General features: G+C 67.7%; 13 protein-coding genes. 9 read left to right on the top strand and 4 right to left on the bottom strand.

Annotated features, from left to right (window positions below):
- Positions 1-420 precede the first annotated feature (420 nt).
- From rplS to ACRDUX_RS07605, 8 genes are all read left to right on the top strand, one after another.
- Entirely contained in the window at positions 421-762 is a 342-nt protein-coding gene (gene rplS / locus ACRDUX_RS07640) for a 50S ribosomal protein L19 (protein WP_526382418.1), read from the top strand.
- Between the two features lie 86 nt (positions 763-848).
- On the top strand, positions 849-1,685 hold the full coding sequence (gene lepB, locus ACRDUX_RS07635; RefSeq protein WP_526412550.1) for a signal peptidase I: 837 nt from the start codon (positions 849-851) through the stop codon (positions 1,683-1,685).
- A gap of 8 nt (positions 1,686-1,693) precedes the next feature.
- Positions 1,694-2,434, top strand: coding sequence for a ribonuclease HII (locus ACRDUX_RS07630; RefSeq protein ID WP_526412548.1), 741 nt, complete (start codon positions 1,694-1,696; stop codon positions 2,432-2,434).
- Positions 2,435-2,475: 41 nt separating this feature from the next.
- On the top strand, positions 2,476-2,781 hold the full coding sequence (locus ACRDUX_RS07625; RefSeq protein WP_024450376.1) for a DUF2469 domain-containing protein: 306 nt from the start codon (positions 2,476-2,478) through the stop codon (positions 2,779-2,781).
- 15 nt (positions 2,782-2,796) lie between these two features.
- Positions 2,797-3,606: an SDR family NAD(P)-dependent oxidoreductase gene (locus ACRDUX_RS07620; RefSeq protein ID WP_526412546.1), complete on the top strand. Its 810-nt coding sequence runs from the start codon at positions 2,797-2,799 to the stop codon at positions 3,604-3,606.
- Between the two features lie 12 nt (positions 3,607-3,618).
- On the top strand, positions 3,619-4,392 hold the full coding sequence (locus ACRDUX_RS07615; RefSeq protein ID WP_526412544.1) for an HAD-IIA family hydrolase: 774 nt from the start codon (positions 3,619-3,621) through the stop codon (positions 4,390-4,392).
- Positions 4,393-4,415: 23 nt separating this feature from the next.
- Entirely contained in the window at positions 4,416-5,612 is a 1,197-nt protein-coding gene (locus ACRDUX_RS07610) for a CoA transferase (protein ID WP_526412542.1), read from the top strand.
- Complete coding sequence (locus ACRDUX_RS07605) at positions 5,609-6,427, top strand: acyl-CoA thioesterase (RefSeq protein WP_526412540.1); 819 nt, start codon at positions 5,609-5,611, stop codon at positions 6,425-6,427. The genes ACRDUX_RS07610 and ACRDUX_RS07605 overlap by 4 nt, the downstream gene beginning before the upstream one ends.
- On the opposite strand, the gene ACRDUX_RS07600 is transcribed toward ACRDUX_RS07605, so the two are convergent.
- The 4 genes from ACRDUX_RS07600 to ACRDUX_RS07585 are packed head-to-tail and all read right to left on the bottom strand — an operon-like array spanning position 6,393 to position 12,537.
- The gene (locus ACRDUX_RS07600; RefSeq protein WP_526412554.1) at positions 6,393-8,876 is read right to left on the bottom strand and encodes an AMP-binding protein; all 2,484 of its coding nucleotides are present in this window, start codon (positions 8,874-8,876) and stop codon (positions 6,393-6,395) included. The two genes, ACRDUX_RS07605 and ACRDUX_RS07600, sit on opposite strands and share 35 nt — an antisense overlap.
- Positions 8,876-9,931: an ABC transporter ATP-binding protein gene (locus ACRDUX_RS07595; RefSeq protein ID WP_526412538.1), complete on the bottom strand. Its 1,056-nt coding sequence runs from the start codon at positions 9,929-9,931 to the stop codon at positions 8,876-8,878. The genes ACRDUX_RS07600 and ACRDUX_RS07595 overlap by 1 nt, the downstream gene beginning before the upstream one ends.
- Positions 9,928-11,502, bottom strand: a complete 1,575-nt coding sequence (locus ACRDUX_RS07590) for an ABC transporter permease (RefSeq protein WP_526412552.1) — start codon at positions 11,500-11,502, stop codon at positions 9,928-9,930. The genes ACRDUX_RS07595 and ACRDUX_RS07590 overlap by 4 nt, the downstream gene beginning before the upstream one ends.
- Positions 11,503-11,517: 15 nt before the next feature.
- Positions 11,518-12,537, bottom strand: a complete 1,020-nt coding sequence (locus ACRDUX_RS07585) for an iron ABC transporter substrate-binding protein (protein ID WP_526412536.1) — start codon at positions 12,535-12,537, stop codon at positions 11,518-11,520.
- 267 nt (positions 12,538-12,804) lie between these two features.
- Between ACRDUX_RS07585 and ACRDUX_RS07580 the strand changes: the two genes are divergently transcribed.
- A partial coding sequence (locus tag ACRDUX_RS07580) for a hemophore-related protein (RefSeq protein WP_526412535.1) occupies positions 12,805-13,031 on the top strand: 227 nt, incomplete at its 3' end.

Raw genomic sequence — 13,031 nt, 5'->3', positions numbered from 1 at the left:
CGTAAACCCTTGCCTCGCACCCTGCGGCCACCGTCATCGCGGTTACGGCCAGCGCGGTCACCATCAGCAGCTTCTGCGGCCGCCGGAGCATGGCCCTCCCTAGACGAGTGAGATGAACGGGGACGATGGCTCTCGGGTAAGGCCTCGAACTCCTTACCCGTGCGCACTACCCTAACCGCTGAGAGCCGTTGCCGCGCCCGCAGGTGACCCGCCATGTCGGGGCACGATTTCGTGGCATGGATACCCGTCTGGCACAATTGACCAGTTGTCTGCGCACGGCGGGGGAACGTATCCCCGTCTGATGCGACATACACCCGAAGACCTCGGCCCCGGCCACGCGTCGCCTAGTGACGCGCCGTCTACGGCCGCAACCGAGAACAGCGATCAACCGATCCGAACAACCTTGAGGAAGTGTCACCGATGAACACCCTGGACTTCATCGACCAGTCGTCGCTGCGCGACGACATCCCGGCCTTCAATCCCGGCGACACCGTGAATGTCCACGTGAAGGTCATCGAGGGTTCCAAGGAGCGCGTCCAGGTCTTCAAGGGCGTCGTTCTGCGCAGGCAGGGTGGCGGCGTTCGCGAGACCTTCACCGTGCGCAAGGAAAGCTATGGCGTCGGCGTCGAGCGCACGTTCCCCGTGCATTCGCCCAACATCGACCACATCGACGTCGTCACCCGCGGTGACGTGCGACGCGCCAAGCTGTACTACCTGCGCGAGCTGCGGGGCAAGAAGGCCAAGATCAAGGAAAAGCGCTGATTGGCGCGGACGCCGCACCCGGACGGGTGTGACGGTTGGACGACGAGCCAACCGGCGGCGTCCATCGCCCTGGCTACTCTGAAGGCGTGACCGACGCCACCGACGCGACGAACGCGCCTGACGCAGGAGAATCCGCCGACGTCAGCGACGCGACCCCGGATGAGGTCGGCGAAGACGATCCGCCGAAGAAGAAGCGTGGCGCGGTCCGCGAAGCCGCGATCCTGCTGACCATCGCGCTGGTCCTGTACTACGTGATGCTGACGTTCGTCGCGCGGCCGTACCTGATTCCCTCGGAGTCGATGGAGCCGACGCTTCACGGCTGCGCGGGGTGCGTCGGTGACCGGATCATGGTGGACAAGGTGACCTATCGCTTCACGTCGCCGGAGCCGGGCGACGTGGTCGTGTTCAAGGGTCCGCCGGCGTGGAACATCGGCTACAAGTCGATCCGCTCCGACAGCACCCCGATCCGGTGGGTGCAGAACGCGCTTTCGTTCATCGGCTTCGTGCCGCCCGACGAGAACGACCTCGTCAAGCGCGTCATCGCGGTCGGGGGGCAGACGGTCGAATGCCGGGCCACCACGGGGCTGACGGTCGACGGCAAGAGGCTCCACGAGCCGTATCTCAACGTCGAGACGATGATGGCCGACCCTCAGATCTACCCGTGCCTCGGCAATGAGTTCGGACCCGTGAAGGTCCCCGACGGGCGGCTGTGGGTAATGGGCGACAACCGCACCCACTCGGCTGACTCGCGTGCGCACTGCACCAACCTCCCTGCCGACGCCCTGAAGGGTCTGTTGTGCACTGGCGACCCAACCGCAGGAACGGTTCCCGTCGACAACGTGATCGGCAAGGCGCGGTTCATCGCCTGGCCTCCCGGCCGCTGGGGTGGCGTTTCGGCAATCAACCCGCAGACTGCCCAGTAGGACCTGTCTTGCCGGCGAGCTGGCCGCCCCGAGCCGTGATTCGCAAGTCCGCGGGCCTGCGGACGATCGAATCCGCGCTGTACCGCGGAGGGCTCGGTCCGGTGGCCGGGGTCGACGAGGTGGGCCGTGGCGCCTGTGCGGGTCCTCTGGTGGTCGCTGCGTGCGTGCTCGGCCCAAATCGACTGGAGAGCCTGGCGGCGCTCGACGACTCGAAGAAGCTCAACGAGCGAGAGCGCGAGCGGCTCTTCCCGTTGATCCGGCGCTATGCGCTGGCCTATCACGTCGTCTTCATCCCGTCGAAGGAAGTCGATCGCCGCGGGGTGCACGTGGCCAACATCGAGGGCATGCGGCGCGCGGTCGCCGGGTTGCCGATCCGGCCGGGTTACGTGCTGAGCGACGGGTTCCGCGTGCCTGGGTTGCCGATGCCGTCGTTACCGGTCGTCGGCGGTGACGCCGCGGCCGCCTGCATCGCGGCGGCCAGCGTGCTGGCCAAGGTGAGCCGCGACCGCCTCATGGTGCAGATGGAGTCCAAGCATCCTGGGTACGGCTTCGCCGAACACAAGGGGTACAGCACCCCGTTCCACACCGCTGCGCTCGCCGAGCGGGGCCCCTGCATCGAGCACCGGTTCTCGTTCATCAACGTGCGCAGGTTGGGCTACGCCAGCGTGACGGACGGCGGCCTCGACGTCGACGTGGCGCCCGGCGCCATCCTCAGCGGGGAGGCCGCGCGGCGTGCCGAACTGGGCTGAGGAAAGATGTACCGAACACCGACCGAAGGACCACTGAACCGATGAGTGCCGAAGATCTCGAGAAGTACGAGACCGAGATGGAGCTCTCGCTGTACCGCGAATACAAGGACATCGTGGGGCAGTTCAGTTACGTCGTGGAGACCGAGCGCCGCTTCTACCTGGCCAACAGCGTGGAGCTGGTGCCGCGAAACGCCGACGGCGAGGTCTACTTCGAACTTCGGTTGGCCGACGCCTGGGTGTGGGACATGTACCGGCCTGCCCGCTTCGTGAAGCAGGTCAGGGTCATCACCTTCAAGGACGTCAACATCGAAGAGGTCGAGAAGCCCGAACTGCGGCTGCCCGACTGAACGTACGGTCTTCACATGACCGACGATCAGGCGCCCGTCGCCGTGGTGACCGGGGCGAGTCGTGGTGCGGGACGCGGTATCGCGGCTGCGCTGCTCGAGGCGGGTTGGCTGGTCTACCTCACCGGCCGTACGGTGACCGACGTCGGAGCCAGGGGCATCGCCGTTCGGGTGGACCACCGGGATGACGCTGCGGTGGCCGCGCTGTTCGAGCGGGTGGCAGGCGAGCGCGGCAGGCTGGATCTGCTCGTCAACAACGCTGCGGTGATCCACGACGAGCTGACCAGTCCGAAACCGTTCTGGGACAAGCCACTCGAGCTGGGCGACGTGCTCGACGTCGGGCTGCGTTCGGCGTACGTCGCGTCGTGGCACGCTGCGAAGCTGATGGTGCCGGGCGGCCGCGGCCTCATCGCGTTCACGTCGTCGCCAGGGTCGGTCTGCTACATGCACGGGCCGGCGTACGGGTCCCAGAAGGCGGGCATCGACAAGATGGCCGCGGACATGGCGATCGACTTCGAGGGAAGTGGTGTCGCGACCGTCTCGATCTGGATGGGCATCCTGCTGACGGACAAGTTCCGCAGCGCCTTCGATGAGCACCCGGATGCGCTCGCGGAAACCGCCAAGCACGCCGAGACGCCGGAGTTCACGGGACGGCTCATCGACGCGCTGTGGCGGGACCCGGCGCTGTCCGAACTGAGCGGGCAGACGGTCATCGGGGCCGAGCTCGCGATGCGCTACGGCATCGTCGACGAGGACGGTCGGCAACCGCCGTCGCATCGCGACATGCTGGGTGCGCCCAGGACGCCCTCATCCGTTGTCGTGCGCTGACACACTAGGTCCATGAGCATTCAACGTGACTGCTGGTTGACCGACATGGACGGCGTCCTCGTACACGAGGACCATGCCCTGCCCGGTGCGGCCGAGTTCCTTCAGCGCCTGACGGAGAAGAAGCGCCCATTCCTGGTGCTGACCAACAACTCGATCTTCACGCCACGCGATCTCGCGGCCCGGCTGATCCGATCCGGCCTCGAAGTGCCCGAGGAGTCGATCTGGACCTCGGCGTTGGCGACCGCAGCCTTCCTGCACGACCAGTTGCCAGGTGGCTCCGCCTATGTCATCGGCGAGGCCGGTCTGACGACGGCGCTGCACGAGGTGGGCTACACGTTGACCGACACCGGCCCGGACTTCGTCGTGCTCGGCGAGACGCGAACCTACTCATTCGAGGCGATCACCAAGGCCATCCGGCTGATCGGCGGAGGCGCCCGCTTCATCGCCACCAATCCGGACGTCACCGGACCGTCGGCCGAGGGGCCGACGCCGGCCACCGGCTCGGTCGCGGCGCTGATCACCAAGGCCACCGGGCGGGAGCCCTACTTCGTCGGCAAGCCGAATCCGATGATGTTCCGCAGCGCGCTCAACCGCATCGAGGCGCATTCCGAGAACACCTTCATGGTCGGCGACCGGATGGACACCGACGTGGTCGCTGGCATCGAGGCCGGTCTGGAGACCATCCTGGTGCTGACCGGCTCGACGACGATCACCGACATCGACAAGTATCCGTTCCGGCCCAGCCGGGTGCTGGACTCCATTGCGGACGCCATCGAACTGATCTGACGTCGACCAATATCGTGAGTGGCATGACTGACGCCACTCGACCCCTTGCGGGGGTGCGGATCATCGAGATCTCCAGCTTCGTCGCCGTCCCGCTCGCCGGGATGACGCTCGCACAGCTCGGCGCCGAGGTGATCCGCGTCGATCCCGTCGGCGGCGCGGCGGATTACCACCGCTGGCCCGTCACGTCAGAGGGGGCGAGCATCTACTGGGCTGGCCTCAACAAGGGCAAGTCGTCTGCCGCGATCGACGTGCGTTCCGCCGAAGGCCAGGAGCTGATCACCCGCCTGATCATCGACAGTGGGGTCCTGATCACCAATGTGGCTGGGCGACAGTGGCACTCATACGAGACGCTGGTGAAGTCGCGTCCAGACCTGATCCACGTCGAAGTGTCGGGGCGCGCTGACGGAGGAACCGGGGTGGACTACACCGTGAACGCGGGTCTCGGCTTCCCGATGGTCACCGGGCCGACGGGATACGCAAACCCCGTCAACCACGTCCTGCCCGCGTGGGACGTCGCCTGCGGCCTCTACGTCGCGCTCGCCGTGACTGCCGCACTGAGGCATCGCGACGCCACCGGACTGGGCCAACGCGTCGGCATTCCCCTGGAGAACGTGGCGCTGGCCACGGCGGGCAACCTCAGCTTCCTGACCGAGGTGATGGTCAACGGAGAGGGGCGGGAACGCATCGGCAACTCGATCTACGGCCAGTACGGCCAGACGTTCACCAGCGCTGACGGGGCTTCGTTCATGGTGGTTGCCCTCACCGGGCGCCACTTCCGCGACCTGACCGAACTCACGGGAACGGCGAAAGCCGTTGCTGCACTGGGTGAAGCGCTGGGGGCCGATTTGACCGACGAAGGCCAGCGGTACCGGCACCGCGACGCGCTCACCGGCCTGTTCACCGTCTGGTTCAGCGGTCACTCCGCCGACGAGATCGCCACGGCACTGTCGGCGACGTCCATCCTGTGGGAGCGCTATCGGACCTTCGCCGACGCCGCTACGGACGCGAAGGTGACCGCCAACCCGCTGTTCACCGCGCTCGATCAGCCGCGGATAGGGCAGTACCTGGCGCCAGGGCTGCCGTTGGAGATCGACGGCGCCTACCAGCCAGCCGTGCCCGCACCAGAACTCGGCGACCACACCATCGAGGTCCTGCGGGACCGACTCGGCCTCTCGGACGGGGAGATCACTCGGCTGGCCGAGGCGGGTACGGTCGCGTGAGCGCGCTGCTGACTCTGCTCGACGTGCGACCAGGGCAGTCCGACGGGTCCTGGGTCGGTCCTGCCAGCGGCCCGGAGGGCAAGCGCGCGTTCGGCGGTCAGTTCATGGCCCAGAGCCTCGCCGCTGCCAGCCGGACCGTCGATTCGGCCAAACTCCCCACCAGCATGCATCTGCAATTTCTGCGGGGCGGTGAGGCGGGCGAGGGCGTGGAGTACTCGGTGCACGACGTGTTCGACGGGCGCACCGCCTCGTCGCGCCGGGTGGAGTCCAGCCAGGACGGCCGCTTGTTGACGGTGGCGGGCGTCTCGTTCGCCGTGCCGCTGACGGGGCCCGAACACGGCCGGCTCGCCACGATGCCGCAGGATCCCGAGACGCTGCCGCAGACCGGTCCCGCGGGGCCTGCACCGTCGATGCCGTTGGACGAGATCGACATTCGGGTGGCCGATGACCGCTCGGGTGGGGAGTTCACCCGACGGCTGTGGTGGCGGGTGACGGTCCCCGTACCCGACGACCCGTTGCTGCACACCGTCATCGCGGCCTACGTGTGCGACGTGTACATGATCGACCCTGCGCTGCAGGTGCACGGTCACTCGATGATGGCGCGCACCCACCGCAGTGGTACGACGGACTCGTCGATCTGGTTTCACCGGCCCGTGCGGGCCGATCGCTGGAACCTGCTGGAATCCACGTCGCCGGCGGCGGCGCGCGGCCGCGGCGTCATCACGGGCAGTCTGGTCGGCGCCGATGGCGCGATTGCGGCGACCCTGGTGCAGGAGGGTCTCATCGCCGAGCGGGAGCAGCCGCCTCGGACCTGACCGGCCGCGTCCGGCGAAGGCGAAACCGCTTGCGCGCCAGGGTCAGCAGCCGGGTCAGGACGACGCCCGCCCCGATCGATGCGGCAACGCCAAGGACGCGGTGCTCGCCGAACAGCGGGTACACCTGGTAGTGCACGAGGTAGGTGAGAAGTGATGCTTCTGCGACGATGCCCGCCAGCGCGGTGAAGGCGGACGGACATCGGATGGCGGGCAGCCAGATCAGCAGCGCCAGGCCGGTGAACACCAGTAGCTCCCGGTTCGGGTTGCCGAAGTAGCCGACGAGGCCGACGGCCAGCGCGACCGTGACGGCGCCGCGCTGCCAGGCCGTCGACGACTTCGAGGCCGCCCAACCGATGGCGAAGAACCAGAACGCGAGAACGGTGAACCACGCCCCGTCGCCAAGGCCGAACCCGTTGAAGCGCAGCGCCAGTCCGAGCATCAGGAAGGCGGCCGCGAAGGTGAATGGCCAGCGCCGTTCCAGCCGGTCGCCGAGCGGCGTCCAGCACACCAGCGCGAGGGCGAGCAGGATCCACACCACGACCTCGACGAACCACAGTCTGCCTGCCGTCATGCTGTCGTCGGGGCCCAGGAACTTGTTGGCCAGCAACAGATTCGACGCGGCATAGTCGTTGGTGATCACCAGGGCGACGGCCACCCACATCACCGAGGGAACGGCGATCCACGCGATCGTGTTGCGTAAGTGGCGGGCTCGGCCGGTCCGTGGCAGCGGCGTCAGACAGAAGCGGCCGAAGTTGTAGCCTGCGATGCCGAGCAGGACGTGGGCACCGCCCCACAACGCGAACAATTCGGCGTGCGAACCCACGACCAGGACGATGGCCACGGCGCGCAGCGCGACACTGGTCTCGAGCGTGGTGCCCCACCAGCGTCGGGGCCGGGTGAGGGACTCCAACTGGCGCAGCGGCAGCCGTGGCCAGTCTGCGGGTAGATGACCGATGGCGCGTTCGAGCCGCACCGACATCGCCACGTAGGACAGCGAGTTGCCGCCGAGGTCGACGAAACTGGCCAAGGGATCGATGGTCGCGGCGTCGAGTTGCAAGACGTCGGCGAACAGCCCGCGCAGGTCGAGTGGGTCCGCTTCGACTGCGACGCCGCGACCTGCCATCGCCCGCACGTGCTGGAAGTCGGGCTTGCCCGTGGGCAGTCGCGGGATCTCGTCGACGTCGAGGACCCGGACCGCCGAGCGGGGCAGGCCCGACGCGTCGGCGACGAGCAGTGGCACGTCGCACCCGTCGGGACGATCGGTCGCGGCCACTAGCAGCACGCCGTCGCCGTCCGTGCAGATCGCGGTCACGCCGCCGGCGCGCAGGGCCGCCTCCACCCGTTGCAGGTCGATGCGCAGCCCGTAGAGCTTGACGAAACGACTGATCCGCCCGACGACCTCGTAGAGTCCGCCCGCGTTCCGTCTGGCGACGTCACCGGTGCGCAGCACATCGACCGTTCTTCCCGAGGCCAGGTCGCCGGGGCCGTGTGCGTAACCCATCATCACGTTGGGTCCGCGGTACACCAGTTCTCCGACGTCGTCTCCCATGCCGTCGACCGACTGGATGTCGAAGGCGCCCCCGGGGACGGGCACGCCGATCGAAGTCGGATTGTCTGCCGCGAGATGCGGTGGCAGATAAGCCATTCGGGCCGTCGCCTCCGTCGCCCCGTACATCACGAACAGCTGCCATCCCCGACGATGCCCGAGCCCGGCGAATCGCCTGACCTGCTCGGGTGCGAGCCTGCCGCCGGCCTGGCTGAGGTATCTGAGGTGCGGAAGCGACATATCCTCGAACCCGACGCGGTCGAGCAGGTCGAAGGTGTGCGGCACACCCGCGAACGTCGTACCCCGGTGTCGCTTCATCAGGGCCCAGAACTCGTCGTCGACGACGGAGTGGTCGGTGAGGATGAGCCCTGCGCCACCCATCAGGTGGCTGTGCACCACCGAGAGGCCGTAACAGTACGACATCGGCAATGTCGTTGCGGCTCTGTCGGTGTGCGTGATGTCGAGGTACGTGGCGATGGCTTCGGCGTTGGCGGCGAGGTTGGCCCTCGACAGGCGCACCAGCTTGGGCGAACCGGTGCTGCCCGACGTGGACAGCAGCAGTGCCAGCTCCGGATGGATGTGGTGTGAGGCGCGGTGGCGGTGCTGGACGACGCCGCCGCGGACGATCACGTCGGGGTCGTAGGCATCGATCACCGCCGCGTGGTCACCGTCGGCAGGCAGCGGAAGCACGACGTGTCGACCTGCCAGCGCGCCGAGGTAGTTCACCAGGGTGTCCGTGTCGTTGCGGGTTTCGAGGAGTACGAGCCTGCGTTGGCTGCCCAATTCCGAAGCGCTCAGGGCGACTTCGTCGGCGAGCTCGCGGTAGCTCAGTCGCCGATCCGTGGTGAGCACGGCGGCGTCGTCCCCGTGCGAGGCGAGGTGCTCGACGAGCCGGTCGAACATCACGGGGCCTGCTCGTTGAACACGACCGCGAGCCCGACGACCTCGACGCGGACCTTGGCGTCCACTTCCGGTGGATTGACGGAGTGCTGGCGGACGGTGATCGGCGCGCCGTCGCCGGGATCGACGACGAGCAGGACGTCGTGTCCGCGGAACTCCACCGACAGTACGGTGCCGATCCCATTGCCCGTGCCGCCGTCGGACACAGCGGTGGCGACGAGTTGCTCGGGTCGCAGCATCACGGTGCCCACGCCGTCGGTGGCGCCGTCGCGTGCAGGCAGACGCCCCAGCACGCAGTCGGCCACACCGGCCGTGACCGTGCACGGCAGCAGTACGCAGTCACCGAGGAACTCGGCGGTGAACCGGTCCTCGGGTGTCAGGTAGACCTGTTGTGGCGTACCGACTTTGGTGAACCGGCCATCACTCATGACCGCGACCTGATCGGCGATGGAGAGGGCTTCTTCCTGGTCGTGGGTGACCAGCAGCGTCGTCACGTTGGCATCGGCGAGCAGTCGTGCGACGGCCTTGCGGGTGGATGCGCGCAGTCCGGTGTCGAGCGCGCTGAAGGGCTCGTCGAGCAGCATCAGCACCGGTTCGCGTGCGAGTGCCCTTGCCAGTGCCACACGCTGCTGCTGTCCGCCGGACAGCTGGTGGGGTCTGCGCTTTGTGAGCGACTCGTCCAGCGACACGGTGTTGAGCAGTTCGGCGACACGGGTGCGGGTACTGCGGGCGCCGCCCCGCACGCCGTAGGCGATGTTCTGTCCGACGGTGAGGTGTGGGAACAGTGCGCCGTCCTGCGCGACGTAGCCGACGTCGCGCCGGTGCGCGGCAACGAATCCGTCCGGTCCGGCGACCGGGCGCCCCGCGATGGAAATCGTTCCGATGTCCGGGGTTTCAAATCCCGCGACCAATCGCAGCAGGGTCGTCTTGCCGCATCCGGATGCGCCGACGACGGCGGTGATGGTGCCCCTCGGCACGTCGAGGTCGACTCCGTGAAGTACGCGGTCGCCACCGAACGACTTGGCCAGACCGGCGACCTCGAGGGCGTTGGTCGTCACAGCGCTGCCGCCCGACTCGACTGGCGGAACAACACCAGCGTGACCGGGATGGACAGCACGACGAGTAGCAGGGCGTACGGCGCCGCGGCCGCGTAGTCGAGTTCACTGCTGAGTGACCAGAACCGCATCGCCAGTGTGCTGGTGCCGGTGGGGGCCAGCAGCAGGGTGGCCGTCAACTCGGTTGCCACGGCGACGAACACCAGCGAGGCACCCGCTGCGGCGGCAGGCGCCACGAGCCGTAGCGTGACGCGGAACAAGGTCCTGGTGGGCGAGACCCCCAGCGACCGCGATGCCTCCTCGACCCCCGGCGGCACCTGCGCCAGACCCGAACGCAGGTTGACCATCGCACGCGGGATGAACATCAACGCGTAGGCAGCGAGCACCAGCGAAATCGTCTGGTACAGAGGGGTGGCGAAGCGGATCGCCACGGTGACCAAGGCCAGTGCGGTGACGATCCCCGGCATCGAACTGGTGACGAAGTTGGAACCCTCGACGAAGCGGGCGAAGAAACCCCTGTACCGCACGGCCACCCACGCGAAGGGGAACGCGAGCACGGTCGTCAGAACCGCGGCCGCGGCGGCCAGTCCCGCGGTCTGGACGGTCACGGGCACGATGTCGCCGAGATCCCAGGCCTTCGCGCCGCCGATCCACAGCCAGCGGGTCACCGTCCACACCGGCACCCCGAGCGCGAGCACGGCCAAGGCGCCCAGGGCCGTGATGGCCGGAATGGTCATGCTGCGCACCCGATGTGGCGAGAGGGTGCGCTGAGCTCCTGAACCGATCCTCGCGTACCGCGCGGAGCCGCGGGCGGCCGCCTCGCCCACCAGCAGGACCAGACAGAGGAGAACCAGAACACCCGCGAGCGTGCTGCCCGCCGCTCCGTTGAACGTGGCCTGGAACTGTTCGAAGATCGCGGTCGTGAGCGTGGCGAAGCGCAGCATGGCGAACGCTCCGTACTCCGCGAGTAGGTGCACCCCGATGAGCAGGCCCCCGCCGAGAATCGCCAGTCGCAGCTGGGGCAGCACCACCCGCCAGAAGGCGCCGGTCGGACTGGAGCCCAATGCGCGGGCCGACTCCTCGATCGCGGGGTCGAGTCTGCGAAGCGTCGCGGCGGCGGGAACGTAGACGAACGGGAAGTAGGACATCGTCGATACCACGACGCCCGCCCAGAAACCGTTCAGCGAGGGGATGACGCTGACCCACGCATAGCTGTTGATGAACGCGGGGACGGCCAGTGGCGCGACGAACAGCGGGCGCCATGCCGCGCGCCCCGGCACGTCGCTGCGCTCCACCAACCAGGCGGTGCCGACACCGAGGACGACGCACAGCGGCACGGTCACGAGCACCAGCCCGATCGTGTTGAGCAACAGCTCGCCCACGCGTGGTCTCGCGACGAGGGCGTACACCTGCGAAGGCCCAGTCGACGCCACCGACCATGCGACGTAGCCGAGTGGCACGAACGTCGCCGCGACCAGGAGCGCGACGGTACCGATGAGCATCGGCCCCGGGCGGGAGCCCGCACGCTCGACGGTTACCGCGCGGGTCGCCGTCGGTGCCGTCTCGACGGTGATCACCTACGGCCTCATCTAGAGCAGACCGGCCTTCGTCATCAGGTCGGTGACCTTCTGCGCGTCGAGGTCCGAGGGGTTGACGGCGGGCGCCTGAAGGTCGGCGAGCGGTACCAGGGCAGGGTTGGCCGGAACACCGCTGGCGACTGGGTATTCGAAGGACGTGCCGTTCTCCAGCACCTCCTGACCCGCCTTGCTGGTGATGAAGGTCAGGAACTGCTGCGCCTGGTCCTTCTTCTTGCTCGACTCGAGCACGCCGCCACCGGAGATGGAGACGAAGGCGCCGGGATCTTCGTTGCGGAAGTAGTGCAGGCCAACGTTTGCGCTGATCTCCTTGGTCTTGGCCTGATCCCGGAACCAGTAGTAGTGGTAGATCACCCCGCCGTCGACCTCACCCGCGTTGATCGCCCGCAGGGTGGCGATGTTGTCACCGAAGATCTCGGCGTTCGTCTTCATCCCTGCGAGCCACGCCGAGGTCGCAGGCTCTCCGGTGAGCTGCAACATGGCCGCCACGATCGCCTGGAAGTCGGGCTTGACGGGCGGTGCGCCCCACCGGCCCTTCCAAAGTGGTTGCTGCAGATCCATGATCGACTTGGGCAGCTGGTCCTCGGTCAACTTGGACTTGTCGTAGGCGAACACCGTCGTGCGGGCGGCGACTCCGGTCCACTTGCCGGTGGTTGGCCGGTACTGCTGGGGCACCTGCGCGATGGTCGCCTGGTCGACGTCGGCGAACAGCCCGGCCTTCTCGACCGCAGCCATCGCGGGCGAATTCTCGGTGAGGATGAGATCGGCGGGGGACGAGGCGCCCTCGGCGATCAGCTGGTTGCCGAGTTCGGTGTCGCCACCCTGGCGGTAGGTCACCTTGATGCCGGTCGCCTTGGTGAAGGCGTCGATCCACTCCTTGGTGAGCGACTCGTGCTGGGCGTTGTAGATCAGCAGTCCGTCGGACTCGTCGGATGACGATGAGCATGCCGCCAAACCCGCTGCGAGGATCACGGTGGACAGCAGCGCGCCGACCCGCTTCCAGGGTGTCCGCATGAAGTGGTTCCTTCCCGCGCAGGTCGTCGCCTGGCAGCGTGATGAGGTGAGGGTTACCTAACGAACATACCTGGCAGGTGGCTGGGAACGCGCTTCGGTTCGGCTGGGTGCGGGTTCGTCCGGCACGCCGACGCGAAACGGTTCGTGGCCGTTGATCGACCGGTAGTTCTGTACGTTGACTGTGCACGTTGTCCGCATGCGCCGTCCTCGACACGTAGGACCGCATGTGGGGAACCGCCCATCCGACACACCTAAGGAATCGACGCCATGAACCTGATTGCCACCTCTTTGCGCCGCGGAACCGTGGCCACCTTCGGCGCGTGCGCGGTTGGTGCGGTCATCGCGGGCACGGTTGCGCTCCCCGCAGCCAACGCCGCGCCGTGCAAGGCGAGTGGCTTTGCGTCAACGGCGAGCGGGGTGCTTGCCGCCGCCGGCGGCTACCTCGACGCCCACCCGGGTGCCGACGACGTCCTGACCGCCGCCGCGAACCAGCC

The organism is Mycobacterium sp. (assembly GCF_050701675.1).
In the GTDB taxonomy this organism is placed as follows: Bacteria; Actinomycetota; Actinomycetes; order Mycobacteriales; family Mycobacteriaceae; genus Mycobacterium.
This window is presented reverse-complemented; position numbering and strand designations above follow the sequence as displayed.

Bases quoted from the DNA above. Each gene is read 5' to 3' on its own strand.
- rplS (WP_526382418.1), top strand. From the start codon at position 421: ATGAACACCCTGGACTTCATCGACCAGTCGTCGCTGCGCGACGACATC.
- ACRDUX_RS07625 (WP_024450376.1), top strand. From the start codon at position 2,476: ATGAGTGCCGAAGATCTCGAGAAGTACGAGACCGAGATGGAGCTCTCG.
- ACRDUX_RS07620 (WP_526412546.1), top strand. From the start codon at position 2,797: ATGACCGACGATCAGGCGCCCGTCGCCGTGGTGACCGGGGCGAGTCGT.
- ACRDUX_RS07615 (WP_526412544.1), top strand. From the start codon at position 3,619: ATGAGCATTCAACGTGACTGCTGGTTGACCGACATGGACGGCGTCCTC.
- ACRDUX_RS07610 (WP_526412542.1), top strand. From the start codon at position 4,416: ATGACTGACGCCACTCGACCCCTTGCGGGGGTGCGGATCATCGAGATC.
- ACRDUX_RS07600 (WP_526412554.1), bottom strand. From the start codon at position 8,876: ATGTTCGACCGGCTCGTCGAGCACCTCGCCTCGCACGGGGACGACGCC.
- ACRDUX_RS07585 (WP_526412536.1), bottom strand. From the start codon at position 12,537: ATGCGGACACCCTGGAAGCGGGTCGGCGCGCTGCTGTCCACCGTGATC.